21 protein-coding genes are annotated in these 15,718 nt (G+C 71.6%); 11 read left to right on the plus strand and 10 right to left on the minus strand.

The window, feature by feature from the left end; translation table 11 throughout:
- The first annotated feature begins 18 nt into the window (after positions 1 to 18).
- On the plus strand, positions 19 to 825 hold the full coding sequence (locus ACZ6S4_RS26600) for an MOSC domain-containing protein (protein ID WP_465477519.1): 807 nt from the start codon (positions 19 to 21) through the stop codon (positions 823 to 825).
- A 31-nt stretch (positions 826 to 856) separates the two neighbouring features.
- Complete coding sequence (locus tag ACZ6S4_RS26605; protein WP_465477520.1) at positions 857 to 2,014, plus strand: Gfo/Idh/MocA family protein; 1,158 nt, start codon at positions 857 to 859, stop codon at positions 2,012 to 2,014.
- Here the strand turns inward: ACZ6S4_RS26605 and ACZ6S4_RS26610 are convergent.
- Complete coding sequence (locus ACZ6S4_RS26610) at positions 2,011 to 2,691, minus strand: TetR/AcrR family transcriptional regulator (RefSeq protein ID WP_465477521.1); 681 nt, start codon at positions 2,689 to 2,691, stop codon at positions 2,011 to 2,013. The genes ACZ6S4_RS26605 and ACZ6S4_RS26610 overlap by 4 nt on opposite strands.
- A gap of 95 nt (positions 2,692 to 2,786) precedes the next feature.
- Here ACZ6S4_RS26610 and ACZ6S4_RS26615 point away from each other — a divergent pair, with 95 nt between their 5' ends.
- A complete protein-coding gene (locus ACZ6S4_RS26615) occupies positions 2,787 to 3,524 on the plus strand; it encodes an SDR family oxidoreductase (RefSeq protein WP_465477522.1) in 738 nt (245 codons plus the stop codon).
- A gap of 117 nt (positions 3,525 to 3,641) precedes the next feature.
- Here ACZ6S4_RS26615 and ACZ6S4_RS26620 read toward each other — a convergent pair whose 3' ends face one another.
- The 3 genes from ACZ6S4_RS26620 to ACZ6S4_RS26630 all read right to left on the minus strand — a co-directional run bounded on the left by ACZ6S4_RS26620 (position 3,642) and on the right by ACZ6S4_RS26630 (position 5,510).
- Positions 3,642 to 4,412 (minus strand): hypothetical protein, encoded by a 771-nt coding sequence (locus tag ACZ6S4_RS26620; protein WP_465477523.1) that lies wholly within the window; start codon positions 4,410 to 4,412, stop codon positions 3,642 to 3,644.
- A 74-nt stretch (positions 4,413 to 4,486) separates the two neighbouring features.
- Positions 4,487 to 4,789 (minus strand): hypothetical protein, encoded by a 303-nt coding sequence (locus ACZ6S4_RS26625; protein ID WP_465477524.1) that lies wholly within the window; start codon positions 4,787 to 4,789, stop codon positions 4,487 to 4,489.
- Positions 4,790 to 4,868: 79 nt separating this feature from the next.
- Positions 4,869 to 5,510: a DUF305 domain-containing protein gene (locus ACZ6S4_RS26630; RefSeq protein WP_465477525.1), complete on the minus strand. Its 642-nt coding sequence runs from the start codon at positions 5,508 to 5,510 to the stop codon at positions 4,869 to 4,871.
- 152 nt (positions 5,511 to 5,662) lie between these two features.
- On the opposite strand from ACZ6S4_RS26630, the gene ACZ6S4_RS26635 reads away from it, so the two are divergent.
- Together ACZ6S4_RS26635 and ACZ6S4_RS26640 are read left to right on the plus strand one after the other, a co-directional pair.
- Positions 5,663 to 7,105, plus strand: a complete 1,443-nt coding sequence (locus tag ACZ6S4_RS26635) for an LVIVD repeat-containing protein (RefSeq protein ID WP_465477526.1) — start codon at positions 5,663 to 5,665, stop codon at positions 7,103 to 7,105.
- A 144-nt stretch (positions 7,106 to 7,249) separates the two neighbouring features.
- Entirely contained in the window at positions 7,250 to 7,759 is a 510-nt protein-coding gene (locus tag ACZ6S4_RS26640; RefSeq protein ID WP_465477689.1) for a class I SAM-dependent methyltransferase, read from the plus strand.
- Here the strand turns inward: ACZ6S4_RS26640 and ACZ6S4_RS26645 are convergent, their stop codons facing one another.
- The 3 genes from ACZ6S4_RS26645 to ACZ6S4_RS26655 all read right to left on the minus strand — a co-directional run bounded on the left by ACZ6S4_RS26645 (position 7,760) and on the right by ACZ6S4_RS26655 (position 9,421).
- On the minus strand, positions 7,760 to 8,578 hold the full coding sequence (locus ACZ6S4_RS26645) for a M15 family metallopeptidase (protein ID WP_465477527.1): 819 nt from the start codon (positions 8,576 to 8,578) through the stop codon (positions 7,760 to 7,762). It lies immediately after the preceding gene.
- Between the two features lie 109 nt (positions 8,579 to 8,687).
- A complete protein-coding gene (locus ACZ6S4_RS26650) occupies positions 8,688 to 8,996 on the minus strand; it encodes a DUF3618 domain-containing protein (protein WP_465477528.1) in 309 nt (102 codons plus the stop codon).
- A complete protein-coding gene (locus ACZ6S4_RS26655) occupies positions 8,993 to 9,421 on the minus strand; it encodes a phage holin family protein (RefSeq protein ID WP_465477529.1) in 429 nt (142 codons plus the stop codon). Before ACZ6S4_RS26655 ends, ACZ6S4_RS26650 begins: the two co-directional genes overlap by 4 nt.
- Positions 9,422 to 9,628: 207 nt before the next feature.
- On the opposite strand from ACZ6S4_RS26655, the gene msrA reads away from it, so the two are divergent.
- From msrA to ACZ6S4_RS26670, 3 genes are all read left to right on the plus strand, one after another.
- Positions 9,629 to 10,132, plus strand: a complete 504-nt coding sequence (msrA, locus tag ACZ6S4_RS26660) for a peptide-methionine (S)-S-oxide reductase MsrA (protein WP_465477530.1) — start codon at positions 9,629 to 9,631, stop codon at positions 10,130 to 10,132.
- A gap of 97 nt (positions 10,133 to 10,229) precedes the next feature.
- On the plus strand, positions 10,230 to 10,583 hold the full coding sequence (locus ACZ6S4_RS26665; RefSeq protein WP_465477531.1) for a hypothetical protein: 354 nt from the start codon (positions 10,230 to 10,232) through the stop codon (positions 10,581 to 10,583).
- A 35-nt stretch (positions 10,584 to 10,618) separates the two neighbouring features.
- Positions 10,619 to 11,266, plus strand: a complete 648-nt coding sequence (locus tag ACZ6S4_RS26670) for a 4a-hydroxytetrahydrobiopterin dehydratase (RefSeq protein WP_465477532.1) — start codon at positions 10,619 to 10,621, stop codon at positions 11,264 to 11,266.
- 21 nt (positions 11,267 to 11,287) lie between these two features.
- Here the strand turns inward: ACZ6S4_RS26670 and ACZ6S4_RS26675 are convergent, their stop codons facing one another.
- Positions 11,288 to 11,677: a MarR family winged helix-turn-helix transcriptional regulator gene (locus ACZ6S4_RS26675; protein WP_465477533.1), complete on the minus strand. Its 390-nt coding sequence runs from the start codon at positions 11,675 to 11,677 to the stop codon at positions 11,288 to 11,290.
- Positions 11,678 to 11,778: 101 nt separating this feature from the next.
- On the opposite strand from ACZ6S4_RS26675, the gene ACZ6S4_RS26680 reads away from it, so the two are divergent.
- Both ACZ6S4_RS26680 and ACZ6S4_RS26685 read left to right on the plus strand, forming a co-directional pair.
- A complete protein-coding gene (locus tag ACZ6S4_RS26680) occupies positions 11,779 to 13,203 on the plus strand; it encodes an MFS transporter (protein WP_465477534.1) in 1,425 nt (474 codons plus the stop codon).
- A 146-nt stretch (positions 13,204 to 13,349) separates the two neighbouring features.
- Positions 13,350 to 14,129, plus strand: a complete 780-nt coding sequence (locus ACZ6S4_RS26685; RefSeq protein WP_465477535.1) for a hypothetical protein — start codon at positions 13,350 to 13,352, stop codon at positions 14,127 to 14,129.
- Between the two features lie 3 nt (positions 14,130 to 14,132).
- On the opposite strand, the gene ACZ6S4_RS26690 is transcribed toward ACZ6S4_RS26685, so the two are convergent.
- On the minus strand, positions 14,133 to 14,276 hold the full coding sequence (locus tag ACZ6S4_RS26690; RefSeq protein WP_465477536.1) for a hypothetical protein: 144 nt from the start codon (positions 14,274 to 14,276) through the stop codon (positions 14,133 to 14,135).
- An 80-nt stretch (positions 14,277 to 14,356) separates the two neighbouring features.
- On the opposite strand from ACZ6S4_RS26690, the gene ACZ6S4_RS26695 reads away from it, so the two are divergent.
- Positions 14,357 to 14,533, plus strand: coding sequence for a DUF1059 domain-containing protein (locus ACZ6S4_RS26695; RefSeq protein ID WP_465477537.1), 177 nt, complete (start codon positions 14,357 to 14,359; stop codon positions 14,531 to 14,533).
- 6 nt (positions 14,534 to 14,539) lie between these two features.
- Here ACZ6S4_RS26695 and ACZ6S4_RS26700 read toward each other — a convergent pair whose 3' ends face one another.
- Complete coding sequence (locus ACZ6S4_RS26700) at positions 14,540 to 15,712, minus strand: FxsB family cyclophane-forming radical SAM/SPASM peptide maturase (RefSeq protein WP_465477538.1); 1,173 nt, start codon at positions 15,710 to 15,712, stop codon at positions 14,540 to 14,542.
- Between the last annotated feature and the right edge of the window lie 6 nt (positions 15,713 to 15,718).

Here is a 15,718-nt window from a genome sequence, read left to right on the forward strand (position 1 = left end):
GACAAATAGGATCGCGGTATGCCGAAAATCGTCGCGCTTCGGCGCTATCCCCTGAAGAGTGCGCTGGGCGAGGCCCTCGGCGCGGCCGACGTGGACCGTACCGGCCTGGCCGGCGACCGGATCTGGGCCTGCGTGGACGGCGAGGACGGCATGGTCGGCAGCGCCAAGCACCCGCGCCGCTGGGGCCGGCTGCTCGAGGTCGGCACGTCCCTGCACGAGGACGAACTGACCTTGCGGGTCGGTGCATCCGCCGTACGAGCGGGCAGCGCCGAGGCCGACGCGGCCCTGACCGCCCACCTGGGCCGGCCGGTACGGCTCAGCCGGACCGCGCCGGCCGATCCGCGCCTGCACCGGGTGCTGCCCGACGACGCCGGCATGGTCCCGGAGTGGATGGCGGGCAGCCTGCCCGGCGAGGAGACCGTCAGCCCGGTCGGCGGCGTGGAACGGCTCGGCCGGTTCGCCGACTTCGGCGCGCTGCACATCGTGACCACGGGCGAGCTGACCCGGCTGGGTGAGCGCAGCGGCGGCGCTCCGGTGTCCGCGGCCCGGTTCCGGCCGAATGTGATCCTCGACCTGCCGCAGGACCCGGAGCCCGGCACTGAGCTGCGGCTGGGCGACGTGGTGCTGCGGATCGACCTGCCCACCCCGCGTTGCGTGATTCCCGGTCTGGGCCAGGGTGAGCTGCCGGCCGACAAGTCCGTGCTGAGCACGCTGGCCCGGCAGTACCGCATCCAGGTCCCCGGCCTCGGCCGCGCCGCCTGCTTCGGCACCTACGCCGACGTTGTCCAGCCCGGCCGGCTGGAGGTCGGACAGATTCTGGGCTAGCAGGGCGCCGGCGCTGGGGCAGACTGGCCGGATGAGTCGAGAAGCCCTCGGGGTCGCCGTCGCCGGTTTCGGCTGGATGGGCCGGGTGCACACCCAGTCCTACCTGCGGGTCCCGCACCACTTCCCGCAGCTCGGGGTCCGGCCGGAACTGGTCGCGGTCGCCGACGAGGTGCCCGGCCGCGCCGCCGAGGCTGCCGAGCAGTACGGCTTCGCCGGCGCCACCCTCGACTGGCGCGAGCTGGCCACCGACCCGCGCGTCCGGGCCGTGAGCATCACCGCGCCGAACTTCCTGCACCGCGAGCTGGGAGTGGCGCTGGCCCGGGCCGGTAAGCACATCTGGATCGAGAAGCCGGTCGGCCTCGATGCCGCGGACGCGCAGGCGGTCGCCGCGGCGGTACGCGAGGCGGGCGTCCAGGGTGCCGTCGGCTTCAACTACCGCAACGCCCCGGCGGTGGCCGCCGCCCGCGACCTGATCGCCGCCGGTGAGCTGGGCCCGGTGACGCACGCTCGGTTCCGGCTGTTCAGCGACTACGCCGCCCACCCCGAGGGGGCGCTGAGCTGGCGTTTCGAGCGGGCGCGGGGTGGCAGCGGGGTGCTCGGTGACCTGGCCGCGCACGGCGTCGACCTGGTGCGGCACCTGCTCGGTGACATCGACGCGCTGGTCGCCGACACCGCGACGTTCGTGACCGAGCGGGCCCGGCCGACCGGCGCGACCGCCGGGCACAGCCGGGCCAGCGGCGGTGAGCTGGGCCCGGTGGAGAACGAGGACTACGTCTCCAGTCAGCTCCGGCTCGCCTCCGGGGCCCGGGTGGTGCTGGAGGCCAGTCGGGTGGCGGTGGGGCAGCAGAACAACTACGGCTTCGAGGTGCACGGCACGCGCGGATCGGTGGCCTGGGACTTCCGCCGGATGGGCGAGCTGAGTGTCAGCACCGGCGACGACTACCAGGACCTGCCGGTCCGGACCGTCTACGTCGGACCGGAAGCGGGCGAGTATGCGGCGTTCCAGCCGGGCGCCGGCATCGCGATGGGCTACGACGACCTGAAGGTCATCGAGGCCTACCGCTTCCTGCGGTCGATCGCCGAGGACAAGCCGTACGGCGCGACCCTCGACGACGCCGTGCACAGCGCGCTGGCGCTGGACGCGATGGCCCGGTCGGTCGACAGCGGCGCGTGGGTGCGCCTGCGTTAGCGGATGATGCGGCCCAGCCACTCGCCGAGCAGGGCCCGCTCGGCGCCGGACAGCTCGGTGAGCTGCGGTAGTGCGGCGCGCAGGGCGACGGCGTGGCCGGTCACGCCGTCGTGGCCGGCAGCGGGGGAGTCCGTCGTCACGGTTGCGATGACCGACTCCCGGGCCAGCGTGGACAGGGCCGGGTCGCGGTGCTCCGGGAGCATGCTGATGAGCTGGAAGGTCATGCCTGCGCCGGCCGAGTGGATCAGGTACGCGGCGCGTTCCTCGCTCACCCGCAGGCGGCCGGCCTCCGCGATGCGGCGTACCTGGCCGGCGAGGATCACCGCTGCCTCGCGCGCGGCCGGTGACTGCACACCGGGCCGCGGCTCGCCGTAGATGAGCGCGTAGTACGCCGGATTCTCCACCCCGAACGCCACGTGCAGGTCCCAGCCGCGGCGCAGGTCCTCGACCGGGTCGTCGCCGGGCTCGAGGGCGGCCATGCTGCGCAGATAGGTGGCGAAGCCGTGGCTCGCGACCGCGTCCAGCAGGCCTTGCTTGTCACCGAAGCTGCGGTAGATGGTGGGTGCCTGAACGCCGGCGGCCGCGCTGACCGCACGAGTCGACACGGCCTCCCGGCCGCCCGCGGTGAGCAGGGCGGCAGCTGCCTCGATGATCCGTTCGCGGGTGGTTGGCGCCATGTAACGACGATAACACTCAACTGTTAGCGCCTTGCCGTTAGCGGTGATAACGTGGTTACGTTATCGGCGCCACCAGAGCTAACGAAGGAGTCACCATGACCGGCAACCGGAACCGCGTCGCGATCGTCACCGGCGGATCCCGCGGCATCGGCCGCGCGGCCGCCGAGCGGCTCGCCGCCGACGGGCAGAGCGTCGTCATCGTCTACGCGGGAAACAAGGACGAGGCGGAGAAGACGGTGGCGGCCATCGAGGCCGCCGGCGGCTCCGCGGTCGCGATCCAGGCCGACGTGGCCGACGAGACCGCCGTCCGGGCGGCCTTCGACCGGGCCGAGCAGCGGTACGGCGGCATCGACGTGGTCGTCAACGCGGCCGGCATCATGCTGCTCGCGCCCGTCGCCGAGCTGAGCTTCGATGAGCTCGACCGGATGCACCGCACCAACATCCGCGGCACCTTCGTGGTGGCGCAGGAGGCCGCCCGCCGGATCCGGGCCGGCGGCGCGATCATCAACTTCTCGACCTCGGTGACCCGGCTCCACCTGCCGACCTACGCGGCGTACGCGGCCAGCAAGGCAGCCGTCGAGGCGATCAGCCCGATCCTGGCCAAGGAGCTGCACGGCCGCGACATCACCGTCAACGCCGTGGCGCCCGGCCCGACCGCGACCGCGCTGTTCCTGGACGGCAAGGACGAGGCGACGATCGAGCGGATGGCCAAGATGAACCCGATGGAGCGGCTGGGCCGGCCGGAGGACATCGCCGAGGTGATCTCGTCGCTGGCGGGCCCGGCCCGGTGGATCAACGGCCAGACGATCTACGTCAACGGCGGCGTGGCCTGACGCCACCGCCGGACCCGCGACGCCCCCCAGGCGGCAGCACGACGCCGCTCAGGCGGCAGCCGGGACGCGGCTCAGGCGGCAGCCGGGACGCGGCTCAGGCGGCAGCCGGGACGCGGCTCAGGCGGCAGCTGGGACGCGGCGGGCGCTGCGGGCCGGGCGGGCGCTCTCCGGCACGACGGCCCGGGCGGCCTCGGCCAGCGCCTCCGCGTTGGCCACCTCCTGGCGGAGGCTGCGTACGGCGGCGGTCGCGATGTCCGATGCCTGCCAGGCGGCCTGCTCGGCGTCCAGCGCGTCCTGGTAGGCGCTGAAGCGGTGGGTGACCGCGGCCCGGGCGAGGACGAGCTCCTGCTCGACCGGGTGCAGGGCCGGGTCCCAGCCGTTGCGGTGGGTCAGCGCGTCCAGCAACTGGGTGTCGGAGAGGTCGCCCCGGCGGTAGGCGGCCTGGGCGGAGCGGCGCAGGGCCTGGGCCCGGTCCGCGCGCTCCTCGTCGGTGATCGGGGTCTGCGGCACGCCGTACGCGGCGGCGCGGCGAGCCCGGGCCAGGGACGCGTCCGCCCGCTGGTACGCCTGCCAGGCGCCTTCCACGGCCGCCTGGGCCCGCTGGCATTCCTCGCGGCGGCGCTCGGCGGTGTGGGCCGCGCCCCGGGCAGCCACGGTGATCTCATCGGCGTACCGGATCGCCTCGGCGGCCTCCGCGGCCCGGCGCTCGGCCTCGGCGCGCTTCTGTTCCGCGCTGGCGGCCAGCCAGGCGGAGATCTGCCGGGGGCGGTGCACGCCGCGCGGCAGGGCCAGCGCGAAGAGCGCGACCAGGGCCAGCAGGATCAGGGTGAGCCAGATGGCGGCCATCCGGCCGCTGTTGCCGACGAAGATTTCCACAGCGAAGTCCATGATCTATCCCTTGTCCACCGCGAGAGGTCAGTAATCGAGCACCCTCGAAGCGGGCCGAGGGCGTGACGAGACGTTCAGGCGGTGTGCGGGGGACCCCGCGGCGCGGTCGCAGCGGTGCTGACCTGGTCGGTCAGGAGGGGAGCGGCGAGCCGGACGGGCCCGGCCGGTGCCGTGGCGGCGGCCGGCGGATCGGGGACGATCTCCTCGGGAACCAGCGGCGCGGGCGCCGGAGCGACCGGGGCCGCGGCCGCGGCGGCGGTGACGGGCGCCGGCAGGGGATCGGTGACCGGGCCGGCCGCGGTCGGTGCCCCGAGCAGCGCGGCCAGGAACAGGGAGACGACGAGCGGCAGCCTCGTTCGGCGAAGCACACCCCTCATATCCACACCGGACAACCTATCGGTGAACAGGGACGGAACGCATCTCCGGAGCTCGATCAGGTGACCGACGCAACAGGGCTCAGAGCTGCTCCAGCCGCCGGATCTCGCTGCCCTGCTCGACGGCCATCTCGTTGGCCGTCTCCCGCAGCAACTCGTCGCTGCCGCCGCCCAGCACGTCGCCGGCCATCTGGATGGCGCCCTTGTGGTGCGCGGTCATCATCGCGACGAACTTGCGGTCGAAGTCGGCGCCGCGGGCCGCGCCGAGCGCCGCCAGGTCGGCCGGGGACTGCATGCCCGGCATGGTGCTGTGGTCGTGCCCCGGATCGGTCGCGGGCAGCTTGCGATCCGCCAGCCAGCGCTTCAGCCAGGTGATCTCCGGCCCCTGGGCGGCGCTGATCCGGGCGGCCAGCGCGCGCAGCCCGGTGCCACCGGCGCGCTCCGGAGCCAGCTCGGCCATCTCGATCGCCTGGGTGTGGTGCACGATCATCATCTGCACGAAGGCGACGTCGATCGTGTTGTACGTCGAGCCGTCGGGTGCGCGTACCTGATCGGAGTCGGTCACCCGGGCCGACTCCCCGGGCCGGCCGGGCAGCACGACGCGGACCGGCGGCGTGGAACTCGCGGCGGGCCGCGGCGCGGCGGCCGAACGGTCGTCGCCGGCCCGCGCGACCACTGCCGTCCCGCCGGCCGCCAGCACCACGGCTGCCGCGCTGACCAGCATGAATGTCCTTTGCCGAGTCATCAGGTCCTCTCGCCCGGATAACAATGTCCCCCGCGTTCCGCCTCTGGCCACTACTGTAGCGACGAAGGTGAATGCGCACCGACCGTGACAACATCCTGCCCCTCGGTGCGCCAGCAGCCGGAAGGAGCTCCATGAAGCACTCTGCCTCACGAGGGCGGCAGCTCAAGCGCCTGGCGTGCGTCAGCGCGGCCGCGGTCCTCATCGGACTGTTGTCGGCGCCGTCGAGCGGCGCCGCGCAGGCCCCCGCACTCGATCCCGGCACCCCGCCCGGTGTCGACGAGGTCGCCAGCACCCCCAACCTCAACCAGGTCGCCAACCTGCCGAAGACGGGCCCGTTCGCCACCTCGACGAACTCGGACCTCGCCTTCCAGGACGATTACGCATACGCCGGTAACTACAACGGCTTCACCGTCTACGACATCAAGGACCCGGAGGAGCCCGCTGTCGCCGCGCAGGTGCTCTGCCCCGGCTCGCAGAACGACGTCTCGGTCAAGGGCAACCTGTTGTTCCTCGGCACCGACTCGCAGCGGACGAACGACTCCTGCGACAACGTCGGCTCCACCACCGCCGCCCCCGGCGAGCGGTGGGAAGGCATCAAGATCTTCGACATCAGCGACCCGCGGTCGCCCAAGTACCTGAAGTCGGTCAAGACGGACTGCGGCTCGCACACCCAGACGCTGGTGCCGGGCAAGCGCGGCGACAACTCGATCTACCTGTACGTGTCGTCGTACAACCTGGCCGGCGCGGACCTGCCGAACTGCCCGCTGCCGCACGACAAGATCTCGGTCGTGCGCGTGCCGGTGCAGAACCCCACCGCGGCGGCCGTGGTGGCGACCCCGGTGCTGTTCCCGGACGGCGGCTACCCGGGTGGCACCGAGGGCCAGTCCGCGACGACCGGCTGCCACGACATCACCGCGTACCCGGAGAAGGACATCGCGGCCGGCGCCTGCATGGGTGACGGCGTGCTGTTCGACATCTCCGTGCGCAGCGCGCCGAAGGTGATCACCAGCGTGCGGGACACCGTGAACTTCGCGTTCTGGCACTCGGCCACCTTCAACAACAACGCCACCAAGGTCGTCTTCACCGACGAGCTCGGCGGCGGCGGCGCGGCCACCTGCAACCCGGAGATCGGCCCGAACCGGGGCGCCGACGCGATCTACGACATCGTCGGCAAGGGCAAGAACCGCAAGCTGGAGTTCCGCAGCTACTTCAAGATCCCGCGCACCAACACCGAGAACGAGAACTGCGTGGCCCACAACGGCTCGCTGATCCCGGTCCCGGGCCGCGACATCATGGTGCAGGCGTGGTACCAGGGCGGCATCTCGGTCTGGGACTTCACCAACTCCCGCAAGCCCAAGGAGATCGCCTACTGGGAGCGCGGCCCGCTCTCGGCCGACAGCTTCGTGCTGGGTGGCTCGTGGTCCGCGTACTGGTACAACGGCTACATCTTCTCGAACGACATCGTCAAGGGCCTCGACGTCCTCAAGCTCAAGGATCGGCGGACCAACCCGGCCCGCCGGTTCCTGACGGACGAGTTCAACGCGCAGACCCAGGACAACTTCCGTAACTGGTAGGTCCCGGAGCAATGTGGGCCCGGTCTCTTCGTGAGACCGGGCCCGTCGCGTCTGGCAGTGTTCGTGGACGTGGAGAACCTCTGGCTTCAGCAGATCGCGGCGAACCCCGGCCACTCGCAGTGGTACGTCGAACGCTTCCGCACCATGGCGAGCAAGGGTGCCGACCTCGGCGGCGAGGCCCGGCTGATCGACGCGATGGTCCCGCGCGGCGCGCGCATTCTCGACGCGGGTTGCGGCACCGGCCGGGTGGGCGGCCGGCTCGCCGCGGCCGGCCACCGGGTGACCGGCGTGGATCTTGACCCGGAGCTGATCGCGGCCGCCCGGCAGGACTATCCGGGCACCGACTGGCAGGTCGGCGACCTGGCCGAGCTGGAGCTGCCGGACCGCTTCGACGTGATCGTCTGCGCCGGCAACGTGATGACCTTCGTGGCCCCGGACACCCGCGGTGAGATCCTCCGGCGGATGCGCGCCCACCTGGGCGGCAACGGCCGGGTGGCGATCGGTTTCGGCGCCGGCCGGGGCTATGAGTTCGACGAGTTCCGCGCCGACGCGGCCGCCGCCGGGCTGGCCGAGGACGTGCTGCTGGCGACCTGGGATCTGCGCCCGTTCGGCCCCGGCTCGGACTTCCTGGTGGCCCTGCTCCGGCCCGCCTGATCAGCGGTTGTTCATGCTGAAGTGCATGTCGTCCTTGAGGCTGTTCCACCGTCCGCCCCAGTAGAAGCCCTGGTCGGTGAACGCCCGGACGGCGCCGGACGCGTGCATCATGCCGCGGCGGTAGACGTCGCGCCGCAGGAAGTCGGTGCCGGCGGCCGGGTCGACGTACGAGCCGCGGACCATCGGGTTCTGCACCGGATTGACGTCGATGGCCTTGCCGTACGCATGCTGCGACCAGGTCCTGCTCCCGCTGACGACGCGGCAGTTGTAGCCCGAGGTGACCGCGGCCATGTCGGAGATGTAGGGCGCGTTGAGGGTCATCGGGCTCATGCCCTGGATCCGGAAGCGCATCCGGTACAGGGTCCGGAACGCCCGCTGGGTGCGGGTGGCGATGGTGCGGTGCACGATGATGCTGCCCTGGTGCGACACGCCGTAGAAGTCGATGTAGGTGACCCAGACCTTGCGCAGGTCGGCCGGGCGTACCGGGCACTTCTTGGCGGGATCCCAGTTCACCGTCCCCGGGGTCACGACCTCGATCGAGGAGCGCCAGCCGGAGAGCCGCCCAGCCGCCGGGCGGGCCAGGTTGAGCACCCCGTCCGCGCTGGGCTGGTTCGGCTTGACGATGCCGTTCCAGGCGCGCAGGTCACGCGGGCGCAGGCCGCGGGCCCGGGCGATGCTCTTGATCGTCTCGCCGGGGCGGACCACGTGATAGGCGGGCGCTGCGTCGGCCGGGGTCACCGCGGCTGCCGGGGTGGCCGGGACGAGAGCCGGCGCGACGGTCAGGACGAGGGCGCTGAGCACTGTGAGCAGACTTTTCACATCGCCTATTACGCCTCGGATCAGCGCGTGAAGCTGGCGAAACCGGAAAAAAGCTCGGTTAACGACGGCAGCCCGCCCCGGTTCGGGACGGGCTGCCGAGCGTCAGAGGTCAGCGACGGCTGCGGCGGATCAGCACCAGCGCCACCGTGGCCGCGGAGGCGACCGCGGCGACGATCGCCACCGGCACGGGACGCCGTACCGTCGTCGCGGCCCGGTCGCGCACGGTGCCCGCCAGCGCGGTGGTCCGGACGGCGACGTCGGAGGCCTTGGCGCGTACGCGGGCCTTCACGTCGGTCTTCGCGGCCAGGGCCGCGGCGGTCTCGCCCAGGTCTTCACGGGTACGCGCGATCTCGGCCTTGAGCTGCTCGGGATCCTGCGGGGCCGTGTCGTTCGCCCGGGTGTTGGTGTCGCTGCTCATCCGTGCCTCCCGTCCCGGACGGCGGACTTGACCGCGTCCACGTCCCGCTTGGTGCTGTCGACCGCGGCGGTCGGCGCCGGCGGCACGGCCTGCTGGACCTGCTTCTTACCCAGCAGTGCGGCCACGGCCGCGATGGCGAACACCACAACGGTGACCACGAGGGCCGCCAGCCAGGTGGGCCACACGACTGCCAGGGCTGCTCCGATGGTCACGAGCAGGGCGCCCACGCCGTACATGGCCAGCACGCCGGCCCCGCCCAGGAGCCCGGCGCCGGTCCCGGCGCGCTTGCCCTTCTCCACCATCTCCACGCGGGCGAGCGCCAGCTCGTCCCGCACGAGGGTGGACACCTGCTCGGTCATCTGGCTCACGAGCTGTGCGGTCGACGCCTCCGCCGGCCACACAGTGCGCGACTGTGTATCGGTCATGATCATCTCCGTCCTGCTTCCGACGCCGACCCGTGCTGACCAGCGCGTCAGCTCCTTCACCTACCCAGGACCGGGACCGCTAAGCCCACCGGCGCGAACCGCACCTGATCGGGTCGCCGCTGGCCCGCGGCGGGGCTCCCGGGCGCGCTACCGTTCGTGGGGCAGGCAGCCGTCGTCCGGCGGCCGCCGAGAAAGAGGTGTATCGCGATGACCGCAGAGAAGGCCGTACTCGCCGGAGGCTGTTTCTGGGGAATGCAGGACCTGATCCGCAAGCGCCCGGGCGTCATCTCGACCCGGGTCGGCTACACCGGTGGCGACGTGCCCGACGCGACGTACCGCAACCACGGGACCCACGCCGAGTCGATCGAGATCGTCTACGACCCGGCCGTCACGTCGTACCGTGAGCTGCTGGAGTTCTTCTTCCAGATCCACGACCCGACCACGTTGAACCGGCAGGGTGGCGACATCGGCCTCAGCTACCGGTCGGCGATCTTCTACACCGACGACGAGCAGAAGCGCGTCGCGCTGGACACGATCGCGGACGTCGAGGCGTCCGGGCTGTGGCCGGGCAAGGTCGTCACCGAGGTGACCGCCGCCGGCCCGTTCTGGGAGGCCGAGCCGGAGCACCAGGACTACCTGGAGCGCATCCCGAACGGCTACACCTGCCACTTCCCGCGGCCGGGCTGGAAGCTGCCGCACCGCGCCGGCTGATCCCCCGCACGCGCACCCTCGTACCGACGGGCCGGAGCTCGGCCGGCGGATACTCTGCCTACCGGATTCCGGCCCGTACGTTCTCCAGGGGAGTGTTGTGAAGCTGAGTCTCAACAAGCGCCAGGTCATCATCGGGGCAGTGGTGCTCGCGGTGGTCCTGGTGGGACTGGCGGTGGGCAGGTCGGCCCGCGAGGATCAGGGCGGCGGTGTGCTCGACGCCCCGGCCGAGCAGGCGTGCACCGACTTCGCCGACGGCTATCCGGAGGCTCGTTCGGCGGCGGCCCGGCTCGCCCTGGCCGACAAGGTCAGCAAGTCGGCCGCCGGCACCGACAACGACACGATCGCCGACCGGGTCCTGGCCGTGGGGGACAGCGCCAACGACAGCACCACGGCCTGGAAGGCGGACGCCGACGCGCTCACCAAGGCCTGCCGGGACGCCGGCTGGAGCTGATCGCGGCGGGGCCGCCGGTGTGCGAGCATCCCTGCATGACCAAGCTGACGGGACAGCAGATCGCCGACGAGGCCCCGGCCGGATGGGTCTACCTGCTCGGTGGACTCCAGACCAGGATCCGTACCCAGGACTTCGCGGCCGGGCTCGCCATCGTCGACGCGATCGGCGCGGCCGCGGAGGCGATGGACCACCACCCGGACCTCGACCTCCGCTACACCCACGTCGACATCCGCCTGACCAGCCACGACGTTCGCGCGGTGACCGGCCGCGACCTCCGGCTGGCCCGCACGATCTCCACCATCGCCGCCGACGCCGGCACGGCCACCGAAGGCGGGACCGTGTCCCGGCTGGAGCTGGCCTTGGACAGCCCGGACTTCGCCGCCGTCCTGCCGTTCTGGGGCGCCGTGCTGGCGATGGAACCGGCCGGCGACGAGCTGCGCGACCCGTACGGGGCGCTGCCGGTCATGTGGCTGCAGCAGTCCGGCAGCGAGGAGCCCCGGCAGCGCTGGCACCCGGACGTGTGGGTGGACCCGGCCCAGGTCCAGCCGCGAATCGACGCGGCGGTGGCGGCGGGCGGCACGCTGGTGAGTGACGCGGAGGCGCCGAGCTTCTGGGTGCTGGCGGACCCGCAGGGCAACAAGGTCTGCCTCTGCACCTGGCAGGATCGCGCGAAGGCCGAGTGATCTGGCGAAGCGGGGTCGGCCTCAGCCGGCTGTGGTTGGGGCGCCGAGGTGTTCGGCGAGGATCGCCCGGTGGGTGGCGCGGGCGTCCGCGTGCCGCTGGAAGCCCTCCTCCGTCACCGTGACGAAGACCCCTCGGCGATCGTCCTCACACAGGCTGCGGCAGACCAGCCCGCCCTTCTCCAGCCGCGCGACGGTCCGGGACAGCGCGCTCTGGCTCAGGTACATGTCCGCGGCGAGCTCCTGCATGCGTCGCTTCTCACAGGTGACCGTGATCAGCCGGTCGAGCGTCTCGAACTCGCCCATGGTCAGCCCGTGGGTTTCCTGCAGCGCCCGCTCCAGATGCCCCGCGACCTCGTTGTAGCTGGTCAGCAGGGAGCGCCAGCGCTCAACCAGGGCCGGCTCGGACGTCATGTCGCGCATCCTAACTGCTGGGGGAGGTAGATGCACTCAAATCATATGCACGGGAATCTGATGCGTCGACATTTAATGCATGTGCATGTAACTTCTGGCCCGTGACTATCTCAGAAGCCGCCCTCCCGGCGGCAGCTCCGGCCACTCCGGTCGATCAGCGCTGGACCCCGCGTCTCTGGGGCGTCCTGGCCGTGCTCTGCGCCGTGCTCTTCCTCGACGGGCTCGACGTCTCGATGGTCGGCGTGGCGCTGCCGTCAATCGGCACCGAACTGGGCCTGTCGACCACTTCGCTGCAGTGGATCGTCAACGGCTACGTGCTCGGCTACGGCGGACTGCTGCTGCTCGGTGGGCGTACCGCCGATCTGCTCGGCCGTCGCAAGGTCTTCCTGATCGCCCTCGCCGTCTTCGCGGTGGCCTCGCTCGTCGGCGGCCTCGTCGACGACGGCACGCTGCTCATCGCCACCCGGTTCATCAAGGGCCTGGCCGCGGCGTTCACCGCGCCGACCGCCCTGTCGATCCTGACCACCACGTTCCACGAGGGCCCGGCCCGCAACCGCGCGCTGTCGGTGTTCTCCGTCTTCGGCGCCAGCGGCTACTCGTCCGGGCTGATCCTGGGCGGGCTGCTCACCAGCTTCGGCTGGCGGTGGACGTTCCTGATCCCCGTACCGCTGGCGATCGGGGCCCTGGTCGCCGGCATGGCGCTGATCCCGCGCGACCGGCCGGCCGCGGGCGGTGGCCCCGACCTGGTGGGCGCCGCGACCCTGACCACCGGAATGCTCCTGGCCGTCTACACCGTCGTGTCGGCGCCGGACCGCGGCTGGACGGACCCGCTGACCCTGGGCTCGCTGCTGCTGTCCGTGGCGCTGCTCGCCGGCTTCGTCATCACCGAGAAGCGGGTCCGGCACCCGCTGATCCGGCTGGGCATCCTGCGCACCGGCACGGTCGTGCGGGCCAACCTGAGCATGATCGCGCTGTTCGGCTCCTACCTGAGCTTCCAGTTCATGATGACCCTGTACCTGCAGAACGTCCTGCACTGGTCGCCGCTGCGGATGGCGCTCGCGCTGCTGCCGGCGGGCCTGCTGGTCGCGTTCGGGTCGCCCTTCGTGGGCCGGCTGATCGACCGGTACGGCACCCCGCGCCTGCTGATCAGCTCGATGACCTCCCTGCTGCTGGGCTACGCGTGGTTCCTGCTGACGGCGGGCAACGCACCGCACTACGCCGTGACGGTCCTGCCCACGATGCTGCTGCTGGGCGGCGGTTTCGCGTTCGGCTTCAGCTCGATCATGGCCCAGGCGACGCAGGGCATCGCCGACTCCGAGCAGGGCCTGGCCTCCGGTCTCGTGCAGACCTCGGGGCAGGTGGGCGCGGCCCTGGTGCTGGCTGTGTTGACGGCGCTGCTCGCGGACGGGGGAGGGGGCACCGACTTCAGCGGCTTCCACCCCGGCGTCAACCTGGTGACCGGCGTGGCGCTGGTCGGCCTGCTGCTCAACCTGGTGCCGCTGCTCAACCGGCGCCGGCCGGCGTGACCGGCCGGATGCGCGGTGCCGGTCCCGCCGGCGCCGCGCATCCGGGCCGCGGCCATGACGCACGGCACAGCACTCGCACGCATGTCTTGCGTACGCTGGGGAACCCGGACCTGTTCGACCATGGTTGACACCGGAGGAACCCCCACATGCAGCTCGTGCAGGATCCGGCGACGAAGGCTGACGCGCAGCAGTTCTGGCAGCTGCCCGGCCACGAGCTGGACCGGCTGCTCGCCTCGACCCGCCACGCGGACCGGGTGGAGCTCAAGCTGGTCGTGCCCGCGACCGAGCACGAGGCCACCTGCGCGTCCCTGGGCGTCGACTTCTCCCGGGCGTCCGCCCGCAAGGTGTACTTCCTGGACACCACCGACCTGAAACTGAAGCGGCACGGGGTGGTGGCCCGCATCCGCAGCGTCGAGGACCGCGCCGACGACTCGGTGGTGAAGCTGCGGCCGTGCGCAGCCGACAGCCTGCCGGCAAGGTTGCGCCGGTCGAAGCGGTTCGGCGTCGAGGTCGACGCGATGCCCGGGCAGTTCGTCTGCACCGGCGCGATCGCCCGGCGGCTCGGCGACAACGACGTGCGCAAGGCGGTGCGCGGCCAGCGGCCGCTGCGCGCCCTGTTCTCCAAGGAGCAGCTGGCGCTGCTCCCCGGCCGGACCCGCATCGGCGATCTGTCGATCTTCGGGCCGGTCGACGTACGGCGGCAGAAAATTTTCCCCCAGGGCGCGGACTTCCGGCTGGCTGTCGAACGCTGGACCTACCCGGACGGCTCCAGCATCCTCGAGCTGTCCACCCGCTGCGCGGCCCGCACCGCGGTCCCGGCGGCCGCCCAGCTCGTGTCGGTGCTGCGGGCGTACGAGATCGACCTGACCGGGGAGCAGCAGACCAAGACCCACGCGACCCTGTCGTACTTCCACTGCGCCGGATAGCGCTCAGTCGGTCGGCTCGGCGCTCCCGGCCTGCGGCTCATCGGACTCCTCGGGCCCCACCCGGACGTCCTCTCCCTCGGGCACCGTGGGGGCGTCACCCTGCTCGGCCGCCTCGACCATGTCCTCGGGCTCCTGCTCGATGCTCATCACCACGTCCTCTCGTCGGTTGAGCTGGCTGTACCCGTTCCGCGCCGTTTCAGGCCGGAGGCACCGGGTAGCCCAGACGCATGGCCGTTTCGATCCGCTGCGCTGACTTCAACAACGACTGCCCCGCCCAGTTCACGACGCCGGAGCAGGGGGAGCTGCTGCAGCACGTGGAGCTGCACACGAAATCCGCTCACCAGCCGATGGACTGGACGCCGGAGCTGGCCGAGGTGGTCAAGACCCACGTCAAGCAGGTCTGATTCGCGTCACGCGGGCCTGAGGCGGCGCAGGTCGGTGCCGACCCGACTGCTGATGTGCCCGATCAGCTTGATCATGTCAGCGCAGTAGACCGTCGGGTTGAGGAAACCCGTACCGGGCCGGTAGCGGTGGGCGTAATGGCCACCACCGCAGACGCGTTGGACCGGGCAGGCCTGACAGGTCGCGCAGAGGGCGTCGACACCGATCTGCCGGGCGACGATGCCGGGATGGTCGAGCGCGGCGTCCAGCGGATCGTCGAAGACGGTGAGCCCGGTGCCGCAGGCGCCCGGATAGCTGGACTTGAGGGAATCGACCTGTTCGATGGCCCCGTCCGACTCGACCACCGCCACCGCCACCGGGCTCAGCCCCACCTGCTCGGACCGGCTCGGAGCTCCGAGCACCAGCGCGATCACGTCTTCGAAGAGGCGGATGCCTGTCTCCCGCCGTGGGGCGCCGTACCACCGGTCGAAGACCGGGATGAGCCAGTCGGCGGCGTCCCGTTCGGGCGGTGCGGACCAGTTGGCGTGCGGGATCAGCAGGTCGATGTCGGTGGGGTGGTACGCGAGCAGCGCCTCGTAAGCCGCGATGGGCTCGGTCGAGGGATCGACGGTGCAGAGCAGCCCCGCGAAGACGTCCCGGTACGGCGGGCTGCCGAGGAGGCGAAGTGCCCGATCGACGTCCGCGAAGCTGCCCCGGCCGTCGGCGCGCCGTCGGTGGCGGTCATTGTCAGCCGCTGTCCCGTCCAGGCTCACACCGACCTGGACGTTCTCCCGTACGAAAAAATCCAGCAGCTCGGTGTCCAGCAGCACCGCGTTGGTCTGGATCTGCACGTCCAGCCGGCAGCCACCGTCGAAGGCGTCGCGGAAGTCGGCGACCAGGCGGGACAGCCGCTCCAGGCCGGCCAGCAGCGGCTCGCCACCGTGCAACACGAGTCGCATCACAGGCAGGCTGTGTGCGGCGGCATGCTCGGCCATCCGGGCGGCGGCCGCCTGCCAGGTCGCCGGTTCCATGATCAGCGGCCGGTCGCGCCAGCTCTGGTCGGCCATCGTGTACACGTAGCAGTAGTCACAGGCCAGGTTGCACCGCTGGTGGACCTTCAGAACCACGTCGCGGAACGGGACCGGCCGGTGGCCGGCAGCGCGCAGAGCGGCGACGTCGAGAGTCTGATCGGGCCATCGCACGGACGG

The sequence above is a fragment of the Actinoplanes sp. NPDC051405 genome (assembly GCF_055586185.1).

Excerpts from the sequence above, each read along its gene's own strand:
- ACZ6S4_RS26600 (WP_465477519.1), top strand. The coding sequence starts at position 19 with ATGCCGAAAATCGTCGCGCTTCGGCGCTATCCCCTGAAGAGTGCGCTG.
- ACZ6S4_RS26605 (WP_465477520.1), top strand. The coding sequence starts at position 857 with ATGAGTCGAGAAGCCCTCGGGGTCGCCGTCGCCGGTTTCGGCTGGATG.
- ACZ6S4_RS26610 (WP_465477521.1), bottom strand. The coding sequence starts at position 2,691 with ATGGCGCCAACCACCCGCGAACGGATCATCGAGGCAGCTGCCGCCCTG.
- ACZ6S4_RS26615 (WP_465477522.1), top strand. The coding sequence starts at position 2,787 with ATGACCGGCAACCGGAACCGCGTCGCGATCGTCACCGGCGGATCCCGC.
- ACZ6S4_RS26620 (WP_465477523.1), bottom strand. The coding sequence starts at position 4,412 with ATGGACTTCGCTGTGGAAATCTTCGTCGGCAACAGCGGCCGGATGGCC.
- ACZ6S4_RS26625 (WP_465477524.1), bottom strand. The coding sequence starts at position 4,789 with ATGAGGGGTGTGCTTCGCCGAACGAGGCTGCCGCTCGTCGTCTCCCTG.
- ACZ6S4_RS26630 (WP_465477525.1), bottom strand. The coding sequence starts at position 5,510 with ATGCTGGTCAGCGCGGCAGCCGTGGTGCTGGCGGCCGGCGGGACGGCA.
- ACZ6S4_RS26635 (WP_465477526.1), top strand. The coding sequence starts at position 5,663 with ATGAAGCACTCTGCCTCACGAGGGCGGCAGCTCAAGCGCCTGGCGTGC.
- ACZ6S4_RS26640 (WP_465477689.1), top strand. The coding sequence starts at position 7,250 with ATGGCGAGCAAGGGTGCCGACCTCGGCGGCGAGGCCCGGCTGATCGAC.
- ACZ6S4_RS26650 (WP_465477528.1), bottom strand. The coding sequence starts at position 8,996 with ATGAGCAGCGACACCAACACCCGGGCGAACGACACGGCCCCGCAGGAT.
- ACZ6S4_RS26655 (WP_465477529.1), bottom strand. The coding sequence starts at position 9,421 with ATGACCGATACACAGTCGCGCACTGTGTGGCCGGCGGAGGCGTCGACC.
- msrA (WP_465477530.1), top strand. The coding sequence starts at position 9,629 with ATGACCGCAGAGAAGGCCGTACTCGCCGGAGGCTGTTTCTGGGGAATG.
- ACZ6S4_RS26670 (WP_465477532.1), top strand. The coding sequence starts at position 10,619 with ATGACCAAGCTGACGGGACAGCAGATCGCCGACGAGGCCCCGGCCGGA.
- ACZ6S4_RS26675 (WP_465477533.1), bottom strand. The coding sequence starts at position 11,677 with ATGACGTCCGAGCCGGCCCTGGTTGAGCGCTGGCGCTCCCTGCTGACC.
- ACZ6S4_RS26685 (WP_465477535.1), top strand. The coding sequence starts at position 13,350 with ATGCAGCTCGTGCAGGATCCGGCGACGAAGGCTGACGCGCAGCAGTTC.
- ACZ6S4_RS26690 (WP_465477536.1), bottom strand. The coding sequence starts at position 14,276 with ATGAGCATCGAGCAGGAGCCCGAGGACATGGTCGAGGCGGCCGAGCAG.
- ACZ6S4_RS26695 (WP_465477537.1), top strand. The coding sequence starts at position 14,357 with ATGGCCGTTTCGATCCGCTGCGCTGACTTCAACAACGACTGCCCCGCC.